16 protein-coding genes are annotated in these 21,121 nt (G+C 63.8%); 10 read left to right on the forward strand and 6 right to left on the reverse strand.

Translation table 11 applies throughout. The annotated features are described in order from the left end of the window. The first annotated feature begins 15 nt into the window (after positions 1–15). Together BMZ70_RS06160 and BMZ70_RS06165 are read left to right on the forward strand one after the other, a co-directional pair. Complete coding sequence (locus tag BMZ70_RS06160; protein ID WP_092271294.1) at positions 16–1,179, forward strand: ABC transporter substrate-binding protein; 1,164 nt, start codon at positions 16–18, stop codon at positions 1,177–1,179. A 95-nt stretch (positions 1,180–1,274) separates the two neighbouring features. Then, on the forward strand, positions 1,275–2,978 hold the full coding sequence (locus BMZ70_RS06165; RefSeq protein ID WP_092271296.1) for a tannase/feruloyl esterase family alpha/beta hydrolase: 1,704 nt from the start codon (positions 1,275–1,277) through the stop codon (positions 2,976–2,978). Between the two features lie 3 nt (positions 2,979–2,981). On the opposite strand, the gene BMZ70_RS06170 is transcribed toward BMZ70_RS06165, so the two are convergent. Both BMZ70_RS06170 and BMZ70_RS06175 read right to left on the reverse strand, forming a co-directional pair. Continuing rightward, complete coding sequence (locus tag BMZ70_RS06170; RefSeq protein ID WP_092271298.1) at positions 2,982–3,629, reverse strand: pentapeptide repeat-containing protein; 648 nt, start codon at positions 3,627–3,629, stop codon at positions 2,982–2,984. Next, the gene (locus BMZ70_RS06175) at positions 3,629–4,063 is read right to left on the reverse strand and encodes a nuclear transport factor 2 family protein (RefSeq protein ID WP_092271300.1); all 435 of its coding nucleotides are present in this window, start codon (positions 4,061–4,063) and stop codon (positions 3,629–3,631) included. The genes BMZ70_RS06170 and BMZ70_RS06175 overlap by 1 nt, the downstream gene beginning before the upstream one ends. A 75-nt stretch (positions 4,064–4,138) precedes the next feature. Between BMZ70_RS06175 and BMZ70_RS06180 the strand changes: the two genes are divergently transcribed. After that, positions 4,139–5,422, forward strand: coding sequence for a cation:proton antiporter (locus tag BMZ70_RS06180; RefSeq protein WP_092271302.1), 1,284 nt, complete (start codon positions 4,139–4,141; stop codon positions 5,420–5,422). Here BMZ70_RS06180 and BMZ70_RS06185 read toward each other — a convergent pair. Continuing rightward, positions 5,397–6,476 (reverse strand): tartrate dehydrogenase, encoded by a 1,080-nt coding sequence (locus tag BMZ70_RS06185; protein WP_092271304.1) that lies wholly within the window; start codon positions 6,474–6,476, stop codon positions 5,397–5,399. The genes BMZ70_RS06180 and BMZ70_RS06185 overlap by 26 nt on opposite strands. An 86-nt stretch (positions 6,477–6,562) precedes the next feature. Between BMZ70_RS06185 and BMZ70_RS06190 the strand changes: the two genes are divergently transcribed. Continuing rightward, a complete protein-coding gene (locus BMZ70_RS06190) occupies positions 6,563–7,462 on the forward strand; it encodes a LysR substrate-binding domain-containing protein (RefSeq protein ID WP_092271306.1) in 900 nt (299 codons plus the stop codon). Between the two features lie 30 nt (positions 7,463–7,492). After that, the gene (locus BMZ70_RS06195; protein ID WP_092277608.1) at positions 7,493–10,171 is read left to right on the forward strand and encodes a bifunctional acetate--CoA ligase family protein/GNAT family N-acetyltransferase; all 2,679 of its coding nucleotides are present in this window, start codon (positions 7,493–7,495) and stop codon (positions 10,169–10,171) included. Position 10,172: 1 nt separating this feature from the next. Here the strand turns inward: BMZ70_RS06195 and BMZ70_RS06200 are convergent, their stop codons facing one another. From BMZ70_RS06200 to BMZ70_RS06210, 3 genes are all read right to left on the reverse strand, one after another. Further along, the gene (locus BMZ70_RS06200) at positions 10,173–11,684 is read right to left on the reverse strand and encodes an RICIN domain-containing protein (RefSeq protein ID WP_165403514.1); all 1,512 of its coding nucleotides are present in this window, start codon (positions 11,682–11,684) and stop codon (positions 10,173–10,175) included. Positions 11,685–11,774: 90 nt separating this feature from the next. Next, positions 11,775–14,510 carry a TonB-dependent receptor gene (locus BMZ70_RS06205; protein WP_092271310.1) on the reverse strand — a complete coding sequence of 912 codons (2,736 nt, stop codon included), beginning with the start codon at positions 14,508–14,510 and terminating at the stop codon, positions 11,775–11,777. 277 nt (positions 14,511–14,787) lie between these two features. Continuing rightward, positions 14,788–15,720 (reverse strand): ArsR/SmtB family transcription factor, encoded by a 933-nt coding sequence (locus BMZ70_RS06210; RefSeq protein WP_092271312.1) that lies wholly within the window; start codon positions 15,718–15,720, stop codon positions 14,788–14,790. Between the two features lie 194 nt (positions 15,721–15,914). Between BMZ70_RS06210 and BMZ70_RS06215 the strand changes: the two genes are divergently transcribed. From BMZ70_RS06215 to BMZ70_RS06235, 5 genes are read left to right on the forward strand one after another with little or no spacing between them, the layout of a single operon-like run. Continuing rightward, entirely contained in the window at positions 15,915–17,159 is a 1,245-nt protein-coding gene (locus tag BMZ70_RS06215; RefSeq protein WP_092271314.1) for a sialidase family protein, read from the forward strand. 31 nt (positions 17,160–17,190) lie between these two features. Next, positions 17,191–18,285, forward strand: coding sequence for a glycoside hydrolase 5 family protein (locus tag BMZ70_RS06220; protein ID WP_092271316.1), 1,095 nt, complete (start codon positions 17,191–17,193; stop codon positions 18,283–18,285). Positions 18,286–18,299: 14 nt separating this feature from the next. Beyond that, positions 18,300–19,379: an ABC transporter ATP-binding protein gene (locus BMZ70_RS06225; RefSeq protein ID WP_229205456.1), complete on the forward strand. Its 1,080-nt coding sequence runs from the start codon at positions 18,300–18,302 to the stop codon at positions 19,377–19,379. Beyond that, complete coding sequence (locus tag BMZ70_RS06230; protein ID WP_092271318.1) at positions 19,376–20,287, forward strand: carbohydrate ABC transporter permease; 912 nt, start codon at positions 19,376–19,378, stop codon at positions 20,285–20,287. The genes BMZ70_RS06225 and BMZ70_RS06230 overlap by 4 nt, the downstream gene beginning before the upstream one ends. Beyond that, positions 20,284–21,120 carry a carbohydrate ABC transporter permease gene (locus BMZ70_RS06235; RefSeq protein ID WP_092271320.1) on the forward strand — a complete coding sequence of 279 codons (837 nt, stop codon included), beginning with the start codon at positions 20,284–20,286 and terminating at the stop codon, positions 21,118–21,120. Before BMZ70_RS06230 ends, BMZ70_RS06235 begins: the two co-directional genes overlap by 4 nt. The last annotated feature ends 1 nt before the right edge of the window (position 21,121 follow it).

Raw genomic sequence — 21,121 nt, forward strand, 5'->3', positions numbered from 1 at the left:
ACGACAGGAGACAATATGAAACTGAAAAAAGTAGCAATGCTGGGCGTGGCGCTGATGATGACTGGCAGCCTGGCACAAGCGCAGGACACCGTCCGCATCGGCGTCATCGCCGCCTTGACCGGGCCGTTCGCCAACACCGGCAAGCCATTCGAGGATGGCATCAAGACCTATATGCAGCAGTACGGCGACAAAGTGGCCGGTAAAAAAATTGAAATCATCTACCGCGACGATGGCGGCTCCAACGCCGACCTGTCGAAGCGCGCCGCGCAGGAACTGATCACCCGTGAAAAAGTCAGCTTCCTGATCGGTTTCTCGCTGACGCCTAGCGCGCTGGCGGTGGCGCCGATTGCCACGCAAGCGAAAATCCCGATGATCGTGATGAACGCCGTCACCACCGGCATCACCGCCAAGTCGCCCTACATGCTGCGCACCAGCATGACCATGCAGCAGATGACCGAACCTTTCGGCACCTGGAGCGCGGCCAACAAGGTCGGCAAGGTCTACACCCTGGTAAGCGACTACAGCACCGGCATCGACGCCGAAGCGCGCTTCAACAAAGGCTTCACGGCGGGCGGCGGCAAGGTGGTCGGTTCCTCGCGCGTGCCGCTGGCGAACCCGGACTACTCACCGTTCGTCCAACGCGTCAAGGATGAGAAGCCGGATGCGCTGTTCTTCTTCGCTCCCGGCGCCGAAGACGGCATCGGCGTGCTGAAAGCCTTCAGCGATAAGGGTCTGGACAAAGCAGGCGTCAAGTTCCTCGGCGTTGGCGACATGACTAGCGATTCGCCGACCCTGGAAGCGCTGGGCGACCGCGCGCTGGGCGCGATCACGGTGCTGAACTACTCGACGGCGCTGGACAACCCGGCCAACAAAGCCTTCCTGGCCGCCTACGCGACCGCGCTGCCAAAAGCGCTGCCGCCAACCTTCGTCACCGTGGCGGCCTATGACACGATGGGCATGCTGTATGAAACCATCCGCAAGCTGAATGGCGCGGTCACCGGCGACAAAGCGATGGCGATACTGTCCAACATGAAGTGGGACAGCCCGCGCGGTCCTATCTCCATCGATCCGGCAACGCGTGACATCGTACAGAACATGTACATCCGCGAAGTCAAGAAAGTCAATGGCAAGCTGGTTAATCAACCGGTCGGCGTGCTGAAAGACGTCTCGCCGATTTAATCCCTTGTAGTACCCAAGGCCGATCCGGACGCAGCCCACAGAAGGCTGCGCGGACCGGCACGTCCATCGCTTCGCGAATAGAGGAGACAACTCGTATGAAAAACACCCAACTGACTGCGGTGGCGGCATCCGTCGCCCTGCTGCTCACCGCCTGCGGCGGCTCAGGCACCAAGCCCCCGGCCGCCAACGCCCTTCCGCAACTCGGCGCCGCCACCGGCGCCACGCTCGGCAGCTGCACCGAGCTGGCGGCGAAGATCAACTTCGCCAATACCACCATTACGGCGGCCAACGCCATCGCGGCCGGCACGCTCACCGTCGCCGGCAAGCCTGTGCCGGCGCACTGCCAGGTCACGGGCCAGATGTTCAAGCGCACCAGCGCCGTGGATGGCAAGAGCTATGCCATCGGCTTTGAGATGCGCCTGCCGAATAACTGGAATGGCCGCTTCTTCTACCAGGCCAATGGCGGCGTCGACGGCAGCGTGGTCACCGCGACCGGCGCCGTGGGCGGCGGCGGACCGCTGGATAATGCATTGAACATGGGCTTTGCGGTCATCAGCTCGGACGCTGGCCACGCACCGGCCACGCCGTTCTTCGGCACTGATCCGCAAGCGCGCCTGGACTACGGCTATCAGGCGGTCGGCAAGCTGACGCCAATGGCCAAGTACATCATCGAAACGGCTTACGGCAAAAAGCCGGACCGTTCCTACATCGGCGGCTGCTCCAACGGCGGGCGTCACACGATGGTGGCGGCGGCGCGCTATGGCGACCAATATGACGGCTTCCTGGTCGGGAATCCCGGCTTCCGCCTGCCGCTGGCGGCGATCGCCAATATCGCCGGCGCCAAGGCCTACAACGCGCTGGCCACCACGCCGGGCGACCTGTCGACCGGCTTCACGCAGGCCGAGCGCACACTGGTGTCCAACGCGGTGCTGGCGAAGTGCGACGCGCTGGACGGCGCCGCAGATGGACTGGTTCAGAACACGCAAGCCTGCCAGGCGGCGTTCGACTTGAACCGCGATGTGCCGACTTGCAGCGGCTCCCGCGACGGCACTTGCCTGAGCGCCGCGCAGAAGACCGCCATCGGCGGCCTGTTCGCCGGAGCCACCACCGCCAGCGGTACCAAAATCTACTCCAGCTTCCCTTACGACGCGGGCCTCGCGACGGGCGGCTGGGCGCAGTGGAAGTTCAATGCCTCGCTCAACCTGGATACTGGCGCGGTAGGCTTTATCTGGTCGGTGCCGCCCGAAGATATCGCCACCTTCAATGGCCCTAACTTTGCGCTGACCGGGGACCTGGCCAGCATGCTGGCCAAGGTTGGCGCAACCAACGCCACGTTCACCGAAAGCGCTTTGTCGTTCATGCTGCCGCCGAATCCATCGGATTTATCGACGTTGAAAAACCGGGGCGCCAAGATCATGGTCTATCACGGCACCAGCGATCCGATCTTCTCCAGCGACGACACCACGGCGTGGTACAACGCGCTGCGCACGGCGAATGGCGGCGATGCGTCGAACTTCTCACGTTTCTTCGCGGTGCCGGGGATGAATCACTGCGCCGGCGGCCCGACCGCCGACCAGTTCGACATGCTGACGCCATTGGTCGCGTGGGTGGAGCAAGGCAAGGCTCCGGACAGCGTGCAGGCCAGCGTGCGCGGCGCGGGCAACGCAGGCGGTGTGAATGCCGACCTGCCGGCCGCATGGTCCGCCGCGCGTACCCGTCCGCTCTGCCCTTATCCGAAAGCCGCCAAGTACAAGGGCAGCGGCAGCATCGAGGACGCCGCCAACTTCACTTGTGAGTAGGGCTTAAATCACGATCAGATCAAGCTCGCGCAGGAAGGCTGCAGCCTGCGCGTGCGAGATCACGGCGCCTTTGAACAGACCTGCCTCGGTCAGCCGCACGCCTTCGATGCTGGCAGAGCGCAGGTCGGCACCCTGGAACTTGGCCAGCTTGAGCACCGCGTTGCGCAAGCTGCCACCTTCGAAGACAGCTTCGCGAAAATCACAGCCGGACAAGTAGGCGTCGGAAAAATCCAGTTCCTTCAAGGTCGCCTTGCGGAACGAGAAGCCGCGCATATCGGCGCCCACCAGCAGGCACTCTTCAAAGTGGATGCCGAGGTGCGCCACTTCCTCGAACGATGCGCCGGTCAGCTTGCAGCCGTGGAAAGCGGCGGAAGCCAGTTTGGAGCGGCGCCATTTGCTGTTATTCAGATCGCAGCCGTCGAAGCGCGCATCGACCGCGTCGACCGATTCGAAATCCGCGCCGCCGGCACGGCAACGCAGCCACTGCGAACGCGCCAGCTTGCTGGCGAACAGCGAGGTCTCGGCGAAAGTGCAGCGTTCGAACACGCAGCCTTGCAGGTCGAGGCGCGACAGGTCTTCATCGTCAAACGCACAGTTTTCAAAACGGCGCACGCCTTGCGCCAGTTGTGCTTCCAGTTCGTCGCGCTGCATTATTTCAGGTTCATGGTTTGTACTGCGAGCAGCTTGCACTGGCCATCGACGTTCACGTAAGTGCGCATAAACTGGTAGCGGTTGGTGCGCCAGGTCGCGCCGTCCGCATTCCACTGTTCGGTGGTGCTGATGCCGCGCACCACGGAAGTCTCGCCCTGCACATGCACCTGCGTGTCGCTGGTCGTGCGCGCCTTATAGACCACCGGCTTGGCCAACCGCGCCAGCAAACTGCTGCGGGTTTCGATCTGCGAGCCGAGCGAATGCACCCACACATAGTCATCCGCCAGCAAGGATTGCAAAAACGGCACGTCGCCGACGCGCAGCGCTTCTTCGTATTTCGAATCGAGCGCGGTCAGCGCGGGAGCCGGCAGGCAAGGCGCTGCCGATGAGATCAGCGGCACGCAAGCCGCCAGCGAGAGGAGGAATTTTTTCATAGTGGCGACGAGTATAACCGCTCCACCGTGCCCTAACCCACATACAATTTGAAGAAATACTCTTAGCCTTCCAGCATGAGTACTAACCAATGGTTCCTGCTGGTCGGCTTGCTGATGCTGGCACGGGGCCTGGCGGCGACGACGATCTCGCGGTCGCCGTTCACGTCGGCCATCGTCTACCTGTGCGTCGGGATCCTGCTCGGCCCGAGTTTCCTTGGCATCCTCCGCTTCGACCCTTGGAAACAGTCGGCGCTGCTGGAAATGCTGACCCAGACAGCGCTGCTGATCTCCCTGTTCTCGGCCGGGATCAAGATGCCGGTGCCGTTCAAGCTGGCGCGCTGGAATGCGCCGTTGCGGCTGGCGTGGATCTCGATGACGCTGACCGTGGCGCTGGTGGCGCTGTTCGCCTGGTACGTGCTGCACTTCCCGCCCGGCGCCGCCATCCTGCTGGGTGGGATACTGGCGCCGACCGATCCGGTGCTGGCCACCGATGTGCAGGTGCGCCATCCGGGCGACAAGGACCAGTTGCGTTTCACCCTCACCTGCGAAGCCGGCATGAATGACGGCAGCGCCTTTCCCTTCGTGCTGCTCGGTCTCGCCATGCTGGGTGTCGGCGGCGATCACAATAGCGAACACTATTTGCGCTGGCTGCTGGTGGACGTGGTCTGGGCGACAGCAGGCGCAGTGGCCGTCGGCGTAGCGGCCGGCGCCGGGCTGGCGCGGCTTGGGTGGCAATTGCGCGTCATCGAACCGCGCCATGACATCATGGACGACCTGGTGGCGCTGGGCCTGATCGCCATCGTGTACGCCGTCGCCAGCATGCTCAAGACATCGGGCTACCTGGCCGTGTTCTTCGCGGCAGTGGCGCTGCGCCAGACCGAGTTGGTGCTGGCCGGCGCGCCCAAGGACCGGCAAGGCTTGCTGGAACCGGACGTCGCCAAATCCGAAGCGGCGCAGGACAGCGCACCGCCGCTCGTCGTCAGCGCCGAAGCGCTGGTCTTCAAGGAGCACCTTGAACGCCTGTCCGAGCTGACGCTGGTGCTGCTATTGGGCGGCATGATATCGCTGCGCGAGCTCCCCTACGAAACCATCGGCGTGGCGGCCTTCCTGTTTGTGATCGCGCGGCCGCTGGCGGTGTACGTGGGGCTGATGGGCAGCGGCGTCGGCAAACGCATGCGCGTCATGACAGGATGGTTCGGCGTACGCGGCATCGGCTCCATCTTTTACCTGGTGTATGCGATACAGGCAGGCCTGCCGCCGAACATCGCACACCAGCTGACCGGCATCGCGTTCGGCGTGGTCATGCTGTCGATACTGATGCACGGCTTCAGCGTCAAGCCGCTGATCGATCCCGAATAAGCGCGGCGATGGCCATGCCTACCTGCGTGGTATCGGCAGCGCCGCCCATGTCCGGCGTGCGCGGTCCGTCAACCAGGCAGTGCTCCACGGCGGAGACGATGGCGTCATGCGCATCGGTATGGCCGAGGAAATCCAGCATCATCGCGCCGCACCAGATCATGGCGATCGGATTGGCGATGTTGCGACCGTAGATATCGGGCGCGGAGCCGTGCACCGGTTCGAACAGCGACGGGAAGGTACGCTCCGGGTTCAGGTTGGCCGATGGGGCGATGCCAATGGTGCCCGCGCACGCCGGCCCAAGGTCCGACAAGATATCACCGAACAGATTGGACGCTACCACCACATCGAAGCGCTCGGGCGACAGCACGAAGCGCGCCGCCAGGATATCGATGTGGTACTTATCATGCCGAACCTGCGGGTAGTCCAGGCCCATCGCGTCCACGCGCTCGTCCCAGTACGGCATGCTGATCGAAATGCCGTTCGACTTGGTGGCCGAAGTCAGATGCTTCTTCGGCCGTTTCTGCGCCAGTTCGAAAGCGAACTTCAGCACGCGGTCCACGCCGGTGCGGGTGAAGATCGATTCCTGCAGCACGAACTCGCGCTCCGTGCCTTCGAACATGCGGCCGCCGACGCTGGAGTATTCGCCTTCGGTATTCTCGCGCACGACGAACATATCGATATCGCCGGGCTGCTTGCTCGCCAGCGGGCAAGGCACGCCGGGCAGCAGGCGCACCGGGCGCAGGTTGATGTACTGGTCGAACTTGCGGCGGAACTGCAGCAGCGATCCCCACAGCGACACGTGGTCCGGCACCGTCTCCGGCCAGCCGACCGCGCCGAAGAACAGCGCGTCGAAGCCCTGCAGCTGCGCCATCCAGTCGTCCGGCATCATCTTGCCGTGGCGCTGGTAGTACTCGCAGCTAGGCCATTCAAACGTGGTCCACTCGATGGCGATATTGAAGCGGCGCGCGGCGGCGTCCACCGCGCGTATCCCTTCAGGCATCACTTCCTTGCCGATGCCGTCGCCGGCCAGCACCGCGATTTTATGTACCGTCATGACTGCTCCCTTCATAGAAAGCCACAGCATAAACCGGATGAACGTGTTTATAATTACCTGAAATGTGAAGCCTTAGAACACGATTCATGAATAATCCCATCGATAACGAAGACCTGCGCGTGTTTGTCACAGCGGCGCGCAAGGCCAGCTTTGCGGCGGCGGCCGAGGAACTGGGCATGTCGCCGGCCTACGTCAGCAAGCGAATCGGCATTCTTGAGCAAGCGCTGGGCGTGCGTCTGTTCCACCGCACCACGCGGCGCGTGATCGTCAGCGAAGATGGCGAGCGTGTCTACGCACACGCCATGACCATCCTTGAAAACCTCGACAGCTTGCTACACGAAGTGGCGGAACGGCGCGACCTGCCGCGCGGCCTGCTGCGCATCAGCAGCAGCTTCGGTTTTGGACGCAACGTGGTGGCGCCGGTGGTGGCGCGGCTGGTGGCGGCGCACCCCTCGCTGCAAGTACGGTTTGAAGTGTTCGACCGGTTGGTGGACATCGTGGCCGAGGGCTTTGACCTCGATATCCGCATCGGCGACGACATCGCGCCGCACCTCATCGCGCGCAAGCTGATGGCGAATCATCGCATCCTGTGCGCATCGCCGTCTTACCTGAAGCAGCACGGAACGCCGCGCAGCCTGCAGGAGCTGGCGCGCCATAACTGCCTGGCCATCAAGGAGCGCGACCTGCCGTTCGGCGTTTGGTCGCTACGCAGCAACGGCGGCGAAGAGGAAACCGTCAAAGTCACCGGCTCGCTGTCATCCAACCACGGCGAGATCGCGCTACAGTGGGCCGTGGAAGGCGCCGGCATCGTCCTGCGTTCGCAGTGGGACGCAGAACCGTACCTGCACAGTGGCGAACTTGTACAGGTACTGCCCCAGTACACACAAAGCGCCAACGTCTGGGCAGTCTACCCACAGCGCTTGGCCGGTTCCGCCAAAGTGCGTGTGTGCGTTGAGTTTATTCAGGCGCAACTGGTTGGCGTATAGTGTTGACTTGTTGTCGCTGAAATGGAAATCATGGACCTGCACTATCTAAGCCCGCTGTTTGCGCCCAAGTCGATCGTCGTGTTTGCCGGCCCACCGGATGAACCGGAGCGGCAGAATGTGTACGGCCGCAGCATCTGCGCCCAGTTGCGCGACGGCGGCTACGAAGGCGCCCTGACCTTCCTCGATGTCAGCATGACCGGCACCCTGGCAGACCTGGTGCACTCGCGCGCCGACCTGGCCCTGATCGCCCTGCCCAACGACGAACTGGCGTTCGCGCTGGAAGTGGCCGGCCGCATCCAGTGCAAATCGGCGCTCATCATTTCGTCGGGCGTGCTGCCGGAGCTAGCGGCGGAGCTGCACGCCATCGCCCGCAAACACGATATGCACCTGCTTGGGCCGAACAGCCTGGGTTATCAGCGGCCGCGCCTTAAACTCAATGCGGGCGTGGCCGGCAAGCTGGCGCAGGCCGGCAGCCTGGCGCTGATCTCGCAGTCCGGCGCCCTCACCTCGGCCATCCTGGACTGGGCTGGCTCCAATGCGGTCGGCCTTTCAGCGGTGATTTCGCTGGGACCGAACACCTCGGTCGACCTGGCGCAGGCGTTGGACTTCCTGGCCACCGATCCGGCCACCGAAAGTATCGTCATCTACATGGAAGGCATCACCGACGCGCGCCGTTTCCTGTCTGCGTTGCGCAGCACGGCCAATACCAAGCCGGTGGTCATCATCAAGTCTGGCAATGGCGCCGCGGCCTCGCGTGCGGCGGCCACCCACTCGGGTACTTTGATCGGCAGCGACGAAGTGTTCGACGCGGCACTGCGGCGAACCGGCGCGGTGCGCGTCAACACCTTCGTGCAGCTGTTCTCGGCCGCCAAATGCCTGGCCTCGCGCTACCGGCCGGTCGGGCCACGGCTGGCGATCATCAGCAATGGCGGCGGTCCCGGTGTGCTGGCGGCCGACTGGCTGGCCAAACTGGGGCTGCAACTGGGCGTGCCCGGCGCCGAAGCCGCGCAAACGCTGGCGCCGGAACTGCCGCCGCACGCCACGCTCACCGATTTGCTCGACCTCTCAGAGGAAGCCGGCGCCGAACACTACGCCGCAGCCATTCGCTCGTGCGCGCAGAATCCGAACATCGACGGACTGCTGGTGATCTACTCGCCCAAGCTGGATGGCGATCCGCTGGCGGTGGCACGCGGCGTGGTCGACGCGGGGCGAGGCCTGAGCAAGCCGCTGCTGGCCTGCTGGATGGGCGACGAGCGCGTGACACCGGGCCGCCAGTTGATCGCGCAATCCGGACTGGCCAACTTTCGCACACCGGAAGCGGCGGTCGATGGCTTCAGCAACATCGCCGTGTTCTACCAGAACCAGCAACTGCTGCAACAGACACCGCCGCCACTGTCGCAATTGGCCAAACCAGACCTCGACGGCGCGCGCCGGCTGGTGGAAAGCGTGCTGGCGGAACGCCGCAGCGTGCTGACCGAGATGGAATCCAAGGCCCTGCTGGCGGCCTTCCACATCCCGATCACGCCGACCATGCCGGCCCGCAGCGCAGCCGAAGCGCAACTGATCGCCGCGCAATTGGGCTACCCAGTGGCGCTGAAAATCGATTCGCCCGACATCAGCCACAAATCGGCGGTGCAAGGCGTGGTGCTGAACCTGGCAGACGCCGCCGCACTGGGCGTAGCCTACAACGACATGCTGGCCAATGTGCGGCGCCTGCAGCCCGAGGCACGCATCAACGGCGTCACAGTGCAGCGCATGGCGGGCAAGCGCGATGGACGTGAACTGTACATCGGCGTCGCCAGCGATCCGCTATTCGGGCCGGTGATCGGCTTCGGCGCGGGCGGCATCATGATCGACCTGCTCAACGACCGCGCGGTCGAGCTGCCGCCGCTGAACCAGTTCCTGGCGCAGCGGCTGGTGACACGCGCCCGCGTAGCCGACACGCTGGGCGAATGGCGCGGCGCGCCGGCGGTGGACATGCAAGCCATCGAGCATATCCTGCTGCGGGTGTCGGAAATGGTGTGTGAACTGCCGCAGCTGCGCGAGCTCGATATCAATCCGCTGATCGTCGACCAGCACGGCGTGCTGGCGGTGGATGCGCGTGTCATGGTCGGCGCCGCGCCGCCGCTGGCGCAGCGTTACGACCAGCTGGCCATCATGCCGTATCCGTCCAACTACGCCAGCGAATGGCCGATGCGCGGCGGCGGCCAGTACGCCCTGCGGCCGGTACAGCCGACCGATGCGGAAATGCTGCAATCGCTGGTGCGCGGCCTGTCCGAGCAGTCGCGCTACAACCGCTTCGCCTCCTCGCTGAGGGAACTGTCGGCGCAGATGCTAGCTCGCTACACCCTGATCGACTACGACCGCGAAATGGCGCTGGTGGCGGTGCTGACCACCCGCACCGTGGAAGACGACGGCAGTTTCAATGAAACCGAAAGCATCATCGGCGTCTCGCGCTACATTGCGAACCCGGACCGCAGCAGCTGCGAATTCTCGCTGCTGGTGGACGACAAGTTCAGCGGCCAGGGCCTGGGCACGCGCCTGATGGCCGAGATCATGGACGTCGCGCGCGATCGCGGCATGAGTGAAATCGTCGGACTGGTGCTGCGCAAAAACCGCCCCATGCTCAAGCTCATGACCAGCCTGGACTTCGAGATCCGCCCTTACGACGACGATCCCGAATTCCAGCTGTGCAGCAAAGCCCTCTAAATCAAGGCGACGGCTGCAGGCGCCAGCGCTGGCAGTCGCCGCCCAGCCATTGCCACTGCTGGACGTTGGCGCCGGCGGTGGTCGAGCAGGCGTCGACATCCAGCACCAGTCCACTGTTTTTGGAGACCCAGCGGAAGTAGCCGTCGCCCACCGGCTCCGGACGCCATGCCTGGCAGGCCGCGTTGTTCGGCGTCCATTGCTGCACATTGCCGCCGTTGGCGGTCGAGCAGGCGTTGACGTCCAATGCGAGGCCGCTGTTCATCGCGGTCAGCACGTAGTCGCCGTTACCCTTGTTTTGCACGTTCCAGCGCTGGCAGTTGGCGCCGTTCGGCGTCCACTGTTCCACGTTGGCGCCGGCCGTGTTTGAGCAGCCCGCGACGTCCAGCGCCTGGCCGCTATGCTTGGCCAGCAGTACGTAGATGCCGCTGGCGACCGGATTGTCCATCGGCCCGGCGGCAAACTTGATCGAGCAGCCGACGTTGACCAGCTCATACAGCTGCGTGCCGTCGGTGGACGGCAGCAGCTGCGTGGTGTAGCCGTTGCACACGTCGCTGCCGCCGGTGGTGGCGGCGCTCAGCGGCGTGGCGCCTTCGGTCCACACGCCGCTGCCGTTATTGGTGTTCCACATATAGGTCTGGCCATTGCCGGCGGCAATGCTGTTGTCGGCGTTGCGGCGCAGGACCATCGCCGTCACCAGCAAGCGGCCGTTGGCGCTGCCGTCGTTATACCAGCGTACCGTCGGCGTCTGCGTGAAGTGGTTGCCGGAGCTGGACTCGATGCGCGTGCCCATGTTGGAGGCAGTGCCCCAGCTGACGCCATTGGCCGAGGTGCGAATGAACGCTTCGCAGTTGGATGCGCCGCACACTTCATAAGTCATCACATAGCTGCCGTTCGGCAGGCGTACCACCAGCGGCATGCCGGGACGCTGCACATTGCCGTCGCTGACGCCGACGTCGATGGTGTCGCCGCTCCATGTCACGCCGCCGTCGGTCGAGATGCGGTGCGCGATCAGCTGGTTGTAGCCGCTGCCCTTGTATTCCTCGCTCGAGTAGTACATCACCAGCCGCCCGCTGCTGTCGATGGCGAATTCCGCTTCCCAGACGCCGGTGCTGCCGGTGACTGGCGTCGACAGCAGGCTCCATGTATGGCCTTTATCGAGGCTGCGATAGATCTTGATGGCGCGCGCGCTGCCGTTGGTGGTGGATGTGGTCCACAACAGCGCGCTTTTCGGCGTGCCGCCCACCGCCTGAGGCATTTCATACAGGCCGCTGCAGCAGTGCCCCGGCTCGCTGAGGTTAATTATGCCGATCTGCGCCCAGCTGGCGCCGTTGTTGGTGCTTTCCCAAACGGTGCTTTGGGTATTGCCGTAGTCGAAGCTGGCGATCAGGCGGTTTTCGGTCGAGAGCCGCAGCAGGCGCGGATAAAACGAGGTCTGGCTGCCCAGCGTGACGGCGGCGCCGGCGTCGAGCCAGCAGAATATCGCCAGCAAGGCGGCGTAAAAACGGGTCTTCATGTGCATGTCTCCTTTTTCTTTGGACGAAAAAAAAGCAGGGGGCGAGCCCCCTGCGAAGGTACAACACTGGAGCGGTTGAAACGACAGGGTTTACAACTTGAAGCGCAGGCCCAGCGAATACACTGCCGGGTCATAGCGGATGTCGCGTGCGAATTGCTGGTAGCCGCTGTAGCTTTCGTAAGCCGAATGCGTCAGGTTCCAGGCATTGAATTGCAGCGACAACTGTTTGTTGATTTCATAGCCGACCGACAGGTCAAGCTGGTTGCGCGGACGGACCACGTTGGTCGCCGGCAGCTGGACGCCGCCGTTGTTCAGCGATTCCACATAGCTGTCGCGGCGCGTGTAGGCCAGGCGGCCACTGATGCCGAACTTCTCGTAGATCAGCGCCAGGTTGGCGTTCTTCTTGGCCACGTTGGTCAGCGGTGTGACCGTGAAGGTGCCGCCGGTCAGGCTGGTCGCGGTCTCGGTGGTGCCGCTGATCCAGGTGTAGTTGGCCTGCACGCCCAGCCCGGACAACACGCCCGGCAGGAAGTCGAGGAACTTCTGGGCCGACAGCTCGTAGCCATGCAGCTTGCCCTTGCCCGCGTTCTGCGGACGGGTCACGGTGTAATCCAGGCCGTTGATGCTTTCCACCTGCGAGAACGGCTGCAGATAGCCATCGATGCGGCGGTCGAAGTACGCCGCCGAAGCGTAGCCGTTGTTGTCGAAGTAGCGTTCCAGCGTGATGTCGAACGATTTCGATTCCACCGGCTTCAGGTTCGGATTACCCGCGCTGCCGTAGCCTGGACGATTGATCGACGGCGGCGTCAGCGACAGCGCAGGATTCAGCGAGGCGAAGTCCGGACGGGTAACGGTCTTGCCCCAGCCGATGTGCGACATCAGGTCGCTGGTCCAATCCACCTTGGCGCTGGCGCTAGGCAGGACGTCGTTGTGGGAGGTGTTGATGTCGATATTACTGATGGTGTCGCCGATGCGGTTATTGCCGCTCAAGTCGCGCTGCACACGGCTCACACGGACACCCGCCAGGCCGGACACGCTGACCGTGCCGACATCAAAGCCGTAATTGGCCATGCCATAAACGGTGGTGGTTTTCTCGGTCTGCTTGAACAGGCGATTCGGATCATCCGCCAGGCGGCCGGCCGCGAGGCCGTAGTATTTGCGCACCTGGTCGCGGTTATCGAGCAGGAAGTCGGTCGACGGCGTCGCGAACGCACCGCCCAGCCGCGCCACACCCGGCACGATATCGTTGAACCCATTACCGAACACGCTAACCGGCACCGGACGCGCGCCGCCCGGCGTATCGGCGCCGCCTTCGGCGCCGTGGTACTCGGCGTCACGCGAGGAGAAGCGGAAACCGCCCGACAGCTTGCTGATAAAGCCCGTGCCCAGGCGGTAGCTCACGTCGTTGCGCCACTGCACCTGGCGGCCGCTGCTCTCGTTCCACGACTGGAAGAAGCCGCGCAGAATGTACTGGCTTGGGTCGGCGGCGGCGTTGGGGTGGCCCGGCGTGTAGGCAGTGAAGCCGCCGTGACCCTGCGCATCCAGCCCGACCACGTGCAAGGACGCATTCGGAATGCTCTGATCGACGATGATGCGGTCGTCGGTGAATTTGGAGTACGTGAACGCCAGGTCGGTGCTGGCCTGCCACGCGCCATCCTTGTATTTGGCGCCGAAGCTGCCGTAGCCGGTGTCGGTTTTCTGCTGGTGCGCTTGCGTACTGGACGCGGTGTACGGCGCAGTGCCGTCAGCGGCGGCCAGCACATCGGCCGATGCGATCGGGCAGGCATGGCCACGGCTGGTGTTGCAGTAGTCGCCGTCCGGCGCCAGTACCACGTTGGTGGCGCTGAAGCCTTCACGCGCCACGGCGAACAGATAGTCTTCCGCACTGCGCGAACGATAGCCCATGTAGATTACCTGGCTGTCCAGTTCCAGCTTGTCGTTCGGCTTCCATTGCAGCGCGCCGTGCAGCTGCTGGCGTTCGCGTTCGCCGGAGTTATAGACGCCGCCGGGGAACGGCATCACTGCGGCGGTGGTGGCGCCGCCCTTGGCTTTTTCAGCCGCCAGATTCGGATTGCTTGGGTCATCGCGGTAGGCGGTGCCGTCGGCGCGCACTTGCCACAGGCCCGGACCGCCCGGCTCCGCAAACCACTGCACCGGATTGACGAAGCGGTCTTTCACGTAGGTGCCATCCAACAGCACACCGACGTCGCCATGCTCGGTCTTCCAGCGATTCGAAATCAAGCCGCCCAGCGACGGATCGGTAAAGGACTTGGCGCTGGTGCCGCGCGGATGGACGTTGACGCCGTCGACAAAACCGGAAGCGCTCAGGCCTTTGAAGTCGAACGGCTTGCGCAGGCGTACGTCCATCAGACCGGCGATGCCGCCCTCCTGCTGGTTCGGGGTCGAGGATTTGAACACGTCCAGACCCGCCACGCCTTCGATGCGCAGGTCCTGGTACGACAGGCGGCGGCCGTCGCCGGTGAAGATCTCATTGCCGTTGATGGTGGTGGCCAGGTCCGGCAAGCCGCGAATCAATACGCTATTGACTTCGCTGGCGGTGCGGCCCACTTGCACGCCGGGGATGCGCTGCAGCGCTTCGCCCACCGAACGGTCGGGGAATTTGCCGATGTCTTCGGCGTTGATGGAATCGACCACCTGGTCGGCGGCGCGCTTGATGTCTTCGGCCTTGCGCACACTTTGGCGGATACCCGAGACCACCACGGTGGTGCCTTCGTCAGCTGCCTGCTGTTGTTGCGCCCATGCTGGAACACTTGCTAATACGCCCAGCAACGCCGCGGCGATCGGCGTCATCTTGAACTGTTGCATTGTCTGTCTCCACTATTTATCTCGGATGACTGCTGCCGTGCTGACCCGGTATGCCCTGTCGAGCTACAGATACCGGTTGCCTCCAGCGCTTGCACGGCGCGTCATCGCTTTATGTATTCGTTATGGGCGGCCACTATCGCAAACTTAGTTGCGACATTTAGCCCTGGTAACGAGGTAATAGTGGCGCGATTTCTATTTTATTTCAAGATTATTTGCGACTAATGCAGAAAAATGGCTCAAGCGACACTAAGCAACAACAAAAGTTGTTGGAAAAACGTCACGCTGGATCGAATCCGAGACGCATGACGATGTCCTGCGGGTAGTTACCGAACTTGCGGCCGAACAGATTCAGGCCGCCCTTGTTGCGCGCATCTTCCTTGACGCCGATGCGCACGCGGATGTGATTGGCCTGCGCCAGCTTGAGATCCGCAATGGTGGTCGGGCCCAGCGACATGCCGTCGATCATGGAGCCGCGCTCGTTGACGCTCCATTGTTTCAGCACGCCGTAGGTGGTGCCTTCGATCTGCCACCACGATGGCGTGAGCAGCGCCGGCTTGCCGCCGAAGTCGCCCGGCGAAGTCCAGGTGCCCACTTCCACGTCGTTGATCCACAACGTGATATCGGACGGCCAGTCCGGATTGTAGTTGGGCGCCTCCGAGCACAGCTCCATCGACAGCGACAGTTCGGTGGTCACCGCGCCGTACGGCACATTATTAGGGAAGGCATATTCCACATGGCCCGCGCCGAACCACAGCAGCTGGGCGTTGACGTGCTCCGGTTCGAAGAAGGAGCGTGGATCGTCCAGCATGCCGATGATTTTGGTCTCGCTCACCAGGCCGCAGGTGGGGCTGGCTTCGACGCTGCGGTAGCTGCCGATCGGCATGCTGATGGTGACGGTGTTCTGCTCCGCTTCCACCGCCGCACCGGGCAGGCGGATGCGCACTTCGTCGTAGCGCTTGGAGCACAGCTTCTGGATGCCGCGCGTGCCGGGCTCCGTCTCCACCACCACCAGCCCTACCGCTTCCAGCTGGTTGACGTTGAAGCTGACGGTGGAATGCGGCAGGTTCATGGCGACGGCCAGTTCGGACAAGTTGAGCACCTTGTGCGTCAACAGCGCCAGCATCGCTTGCCGCGTGTCCGACGACAGCGCCTTCACCAGCGGCAGCACCGCATCTCCCTCAACCAGCAACGCCCGATTTCCTGCATCCATGTAGCACCTATTCCTATGAATTTAGTTGTTGGTTCACCGTGCCGGGTGAGCCATCCCGCATCATACCTCGTGGCGAAAATGCCAGTGCGCCAAAATTTATAACAAATATTGTTGTCACTAATGACGAATGTTGCGATAATTAATCCAACAAAAATTATTGTGACTATCAAAGTCCAACCACCAAGGAGACCAGTATGACCCACTCGACCGGCGTCTTTGCCGCCGTGACGGCGCTTTGCGCCAGCCTGATCCTGACTGCTTGCGGCGGTAGCAGCGCCGTCGCCGCCGCACCAGCCACCACTACCACCACGCCGCCTGCCGCCAGCGTTGCGCCGCGCGGCACGCTGATGGCCGATGTCTTCGGCGCCTATCCGCGCCTGGTGCGACAAAGCCATCACCAGAACGCAGCGCTCAACGGCCGGCTGGTGGCCAGCATGTCGTCCAATGAAAACGGCACGCCGGTGGCCGGCATCTACGCCAGCAGCGACGACGGCAAGACCTTCGCCCGCATCAGCGCCATCGCCGATCCGGAGTTCAAGCAAGGCCACTGCTGCGGCACCTTGTATGAGCTGCCGGTGAAAATCGGCACGCTGCCGGCGGGGACGCTGCTGTATTCCGCCTCGGTCGGCCAGGAGCGCAACGCGCCGATGGAGAACCGCATCTATCAAAGCGCCGACGGCGGCGCGACCTGGAATTACCTGTCCTTGTGCGGCAAGGGCCGCATCGCCAAGAACCTGAAAGACCCGTCGGGCATCTGGGAGCCGGAATTCGCCATCGCCAAATCCGGTGAGCTGGTGTGCTACTACTCGGACGAAACGCTGGCCGGCAAATCGCAGATCCTGGTGCAGGTGACCAGCAAGGATGCGATCAACTGGAGCGCGCCGCAGACCATCGTCGCCGGCGACGATCCAAATGCGCGTCCCGGCATGGCGATTGTGCGCCAGCTGCCATCGGGTTCCTATCTCATGACCTATGAGAACTGCTACGGCGGCCCGCTCGATTGCGCGCTGCGCGCCAAGCGTTCACCGGATGGCCTGGACTGGGGCGCCGCCAACGATCCCGGCTTCCGTCTCGAAACCGCCAGCGGCCAGTTCTTCCGCCACGCGCCGACCTTCACCTGGATGCCGGTGGCCGGACAGCCGAACGGCATGCTGGTCGCCATCGGCCAGATTTTGTTCGACAAGAATGGCGTGGTGGATGCCAGCGGCAACGGCAAGACCATGTTCACCAACACCACGGCCGACGGCAGCGGCCCTTGGCGCGCGGTCGCCGCGCCGCTGGCGTTGCCGTCGCCGCCGCAGGTCACCAACTGGTGCCAGAACTATTCCAGCCCGCTGCTGCCGTCCGCCGACGGCAAGAGCCTGATCATGCTGCAGACCGACGGCGGCGCGGACAACAGCTGCCGCACGCGCTTCGGCAGCGCCGCCATCACTCCTTGAAACTCACTCACCCACATCAAGAAAGAACACGATGACTAACGCAATCGCCCCCGCCGTTCCACAAGCCCCAACGTGGAGCGCCTCGGCTGCGCATGCCTGGTACGCGGCACAGCCGCGCATCCTGGGCGCCAACTTCCTGCCCGCCAGCGCGATCAATCAGCTGGAGATGTGGCAGGCTGAAACCTTCGACACCGAACGCATCGACCTGGAACTGGGCTGGGCCGCATCGCTAGGCATGAACACCATGCGCGTGTTCCTGCACGATTTGCTGTGGGCGCAGGACGCCGCCGGCTTGAAGCAGCGTATCGACACTTATTTGTCGATCTCGGCGAAGCATGGCATCCGCACCATGCTGGTATTATTCGATTCGTGCTGGGATCCGCGTCCCGCCTTGGGCACGCAGCGCGCGCCCATGCCCGGCATCCACAACTCGGGCTGGGTGCAAAGCCCGGGCGCAGCGCAACTGGCCGATGAAGCCACCTACCCTGCGCTGCGCGCCTATGTCGAGGATATCGTGACCACCTTCGGCAAGGACGAACGTGTGTGGTGCTGGGATTTGTGGAATGAACCAGACAACCAGGGCGGCGGCATGGGGTATTACCTGCAGTTCGAAGCAAAGGACAAGATCGCGCTGGTGGCCAGGCTGCTGCCGCAGGTGTTCGGCTGGGCGCAGGCTTGCGCGCCAACGCAGCCGCTGACCAGCGGCATCTGGTTCGGCGACGACTGGTCGCCAACCTCCACCATCATGAACGATGTGCAGAAGGCGCAGCTGGCGCTGTCGGATATCGTCACCTTCCACGATTACAGCTGGCCGGAGAAGTTTTTGGCGCGTGTACGCCAGTTGCAGGCTTATGGCCGTCCGCTGGTGTGCACCGAGTACATGGCGCGCGGCATGGGCTCGACCTTCGACAACACGCTGCCGATTGCACGCGCCGAGAATATCGGCATGATCAACTGGGGCTTCGTGGCCGGCAAGAGCCAGACCAATATGCCGTGGGACTCTTGGAAGAATCCATACACCTTTGCGCCGCCGTCAGTGTGGTTCCACGACGTGCTGCATACCGACGGTACGCCGTATCGCCCTCATGAAATCGAGCTGCTGCGGCGGCACGTGAACGCCGTATGAAGATGACGCACGAACTGGGTGGCATCGAGTGGCGCGACGTCAGCAAGCGCTATGGCCAGCATACGGTGATCCCGAACTTCAACCTGTCGATTGCGGCCGGTGAGTTTATCGCCTTGCTGGGGCCTTCGGGCTGTGGCAAGTCGACCTTGCTGCGCATGCTGGCCGGCCTGGAGCCGGTGTCCAGCGGCCGCATTTCCATCGGCGGGCGCGACGTGACGGAGCTGGCGCCGGGCCAGCGCGGGATTGCGATGGTGTTCCAGCAGTATGCGCTGTATCCGCACATGACGGTGCGCGACAACATGGCGTTCGGTCTGCGCAATATCCGCATGGCGGAAGCGGAGATCGAGCGGCGCGTGGCTGCGGCGGCGCAAATGCTGGAGTTGCAGGCGCTGTTGGAGCGCAAGCCGATGCAGCTGTCCGGCGGCCAGCGGCAACGCGTGGCGATCGGGCGTGCGGTGGTGAAGGAGCCGCTGGCTTTCCTGTTCGACGAGCCGCTGTCCAATCTCGATGCGGCGCTGCGTACGCGCACCCGGCTGGAACTGGCGCGCCTGCACAAACGGCTCGGCGCGACCATGCTGTTCGTGACGCACGACCAGGTGGAGGCGATGACGCTGGCGAACCGCATCGCGGTGATGAACCAGGGCCGCATCGAGCAGTTTGCCGCGCCGATGGAGTTGTACACGCGGCCAGCCACGCGCTTTGTGGCCGGTTTTGTCGGCAGCCCGTCGATGAACTTTCTGCCGGTACAGCGCGCGGCCGACGAGGACGGCTACTGCGCCGTCACGCTGTCAAACGGCGCCACAGTGCGCACGGCCGTGCCATCGTTCGCGGCAGACGGCGCGATGGAACTGGGCTTGCGCCCGGACGCCATCACGCCGTCTGCCGACGGCCAGCTGCAAGGCGTGGTCGAAGTCATCGAGCGCCTTGGCGACCGCACCTTGCTGCACGTGCTGCTGGCGGACGGCCTGCTGGTCGTCGCCGACGCCCCGCCGCGCGAGGCAGAACCGGCCATCGGCGCCACCATCCGCCTGCGCATGGAACTGCAACGCGCACACCTGTTCGACGCGGCCGGCGCCGCGCACCATCCAGCATGAAGCGCGACCTGCCCATCAACGCGCTCGCGGCCAAGCGCCTCTCCGCCGGCTGGATCGGCCTCCTGTTCGTCGCGCCATTCCTGCTGTGCTATCTGACGCTGCTGGTCTGGCCGCTGCTGAACGGCTTGTGGCTCAGCCTCCACGCCATTGACCTGCTATCCAACATCGGCCGCTGGGTCGGCGCCATCAATTTCATCGACTTACTGCAAGACGAGATGTTCGTGCGCTCCGCCTTCAACACCGTGCTGTTCGCCGCCCTGTGCACACCGGCGATGGTCATCACCGGCCTCGCCCTGGCACTGGCGCTGAACCGCCCCGGCAGAGCGACCGCCATCCTGCGCGGCATCTTCTTCGGCGCCGGCGTGCTGTCGGTCACCATCGTCACCCTGATCTGGCGGCTGGTGCTGATGCCCGAACGCGGCATGCTGGCCAACGCCCTGCACGGCATGGGCCTGGCCGATATCGCCCCGCTCAACAACGAGTGGCTCGCCCTGCCCGCCGTGGCGCTGGCCACCGTCTGGTGGGGCATCGGCATGCCGATGATGCTGTTCCTCGCCTCGCTGCAGCAAATCCCGCACGACGTCTACGAGGCGGCGGCGCTGGACAACACCAGCCGCTGGCGCAGCCTCCGCTACATCACCCTGCCCGCCATCCGCCACAGCGTGATCCTGGTCGCGGTGACGCAGATGATCGCGCAGCTGCAAGTGTTCGGCCAGGTCCAGCTGCTGACCCAGGGCGGCCCGAATAACAGCACCCGCTCGCTGGTGATGTTTGTCTACGAAGCCATGTTCGAACAATGGCAGCTCGGCTACGCAGCCGCCGGCGCACAGGCCCTGTTCCTGCTGATGCTGTGCGGGATGTCCTTGCAAGGCTGGCTGGAACGACGCGCAGGAAAGGCGCAATCATGAATCCCAATCTGACCAACCGCTGGGGCAACCGCGCCATCCTCGGCGCCACCGTGTTTGCCGCCATCTGCTGGGTGGCGCCGCTACTGTGGGTACTGGCCCTGTCGTTCAAGCCGAACGAACTGCTGGCGCAGCGCACCGACATCCTGTTCGCGCCACCGTATACGCTGAAGAACTACAGCGACATCCTCGGCACCTCGCTGGTGTTCCGCTGGATCGCCAATTCCTGCGTGGTGGCGTTCGGCCAGACCATCCTGGTGCTGCTGCTGTCGTCGCTGGCCGGCTATGGCTTCGCCCGCACCGAGTTCCCTGGCAAAACGTGGATCTACCGGCTGGTGCTGGCCGGCCTGGCCGTGCCGCAAACCGCCGTGGTGATTCCGCTGCACCGCATGTTCGCCGACTGGGGACTGCACAACAGCTACCCCGGCCTGATTCTGCCCGGACTGGCCGCTCCGTTCGGCGTGTTCCTGATGACGCAGTACTTCAACGCCATCCCGCGCGATCTGGAAGAAGCGGCGCTGCTGGACAACGCCTCGCGCTGGACCGTGTTCACGCGGATCATCCTGCCACTGTCGCTGCCGGTGCAGGCTACGCTGGGTATCGTCACCTTCCTCAGCGCATGGAATGACTATCTGTGGCCGCTCATCTCCGCCACGCAGTCGGAGCACTACACGCTGACACTGGGACTGGCCTCGACCCAGACCAATTTCGCGCAATCCGAGGGCCTGGGCTTCCTGATGGCGCAAGCAGTGTTTGCGGCGGCGCCGGTGCTGGTGTTGTACGCCTACTTCCAAAAATATATCGTCGCGGCGGTTGCCGGCGGCAAGGTACGCTAAG

The organism is Duganella sp. CF402, from assembly GCF_900109645.1.
Lineage (GTDB): Bacteria > Pseudomonadota > Gammaproteobacteria > Burkholderiales > Burkholderiaceae_D > Rugamonas.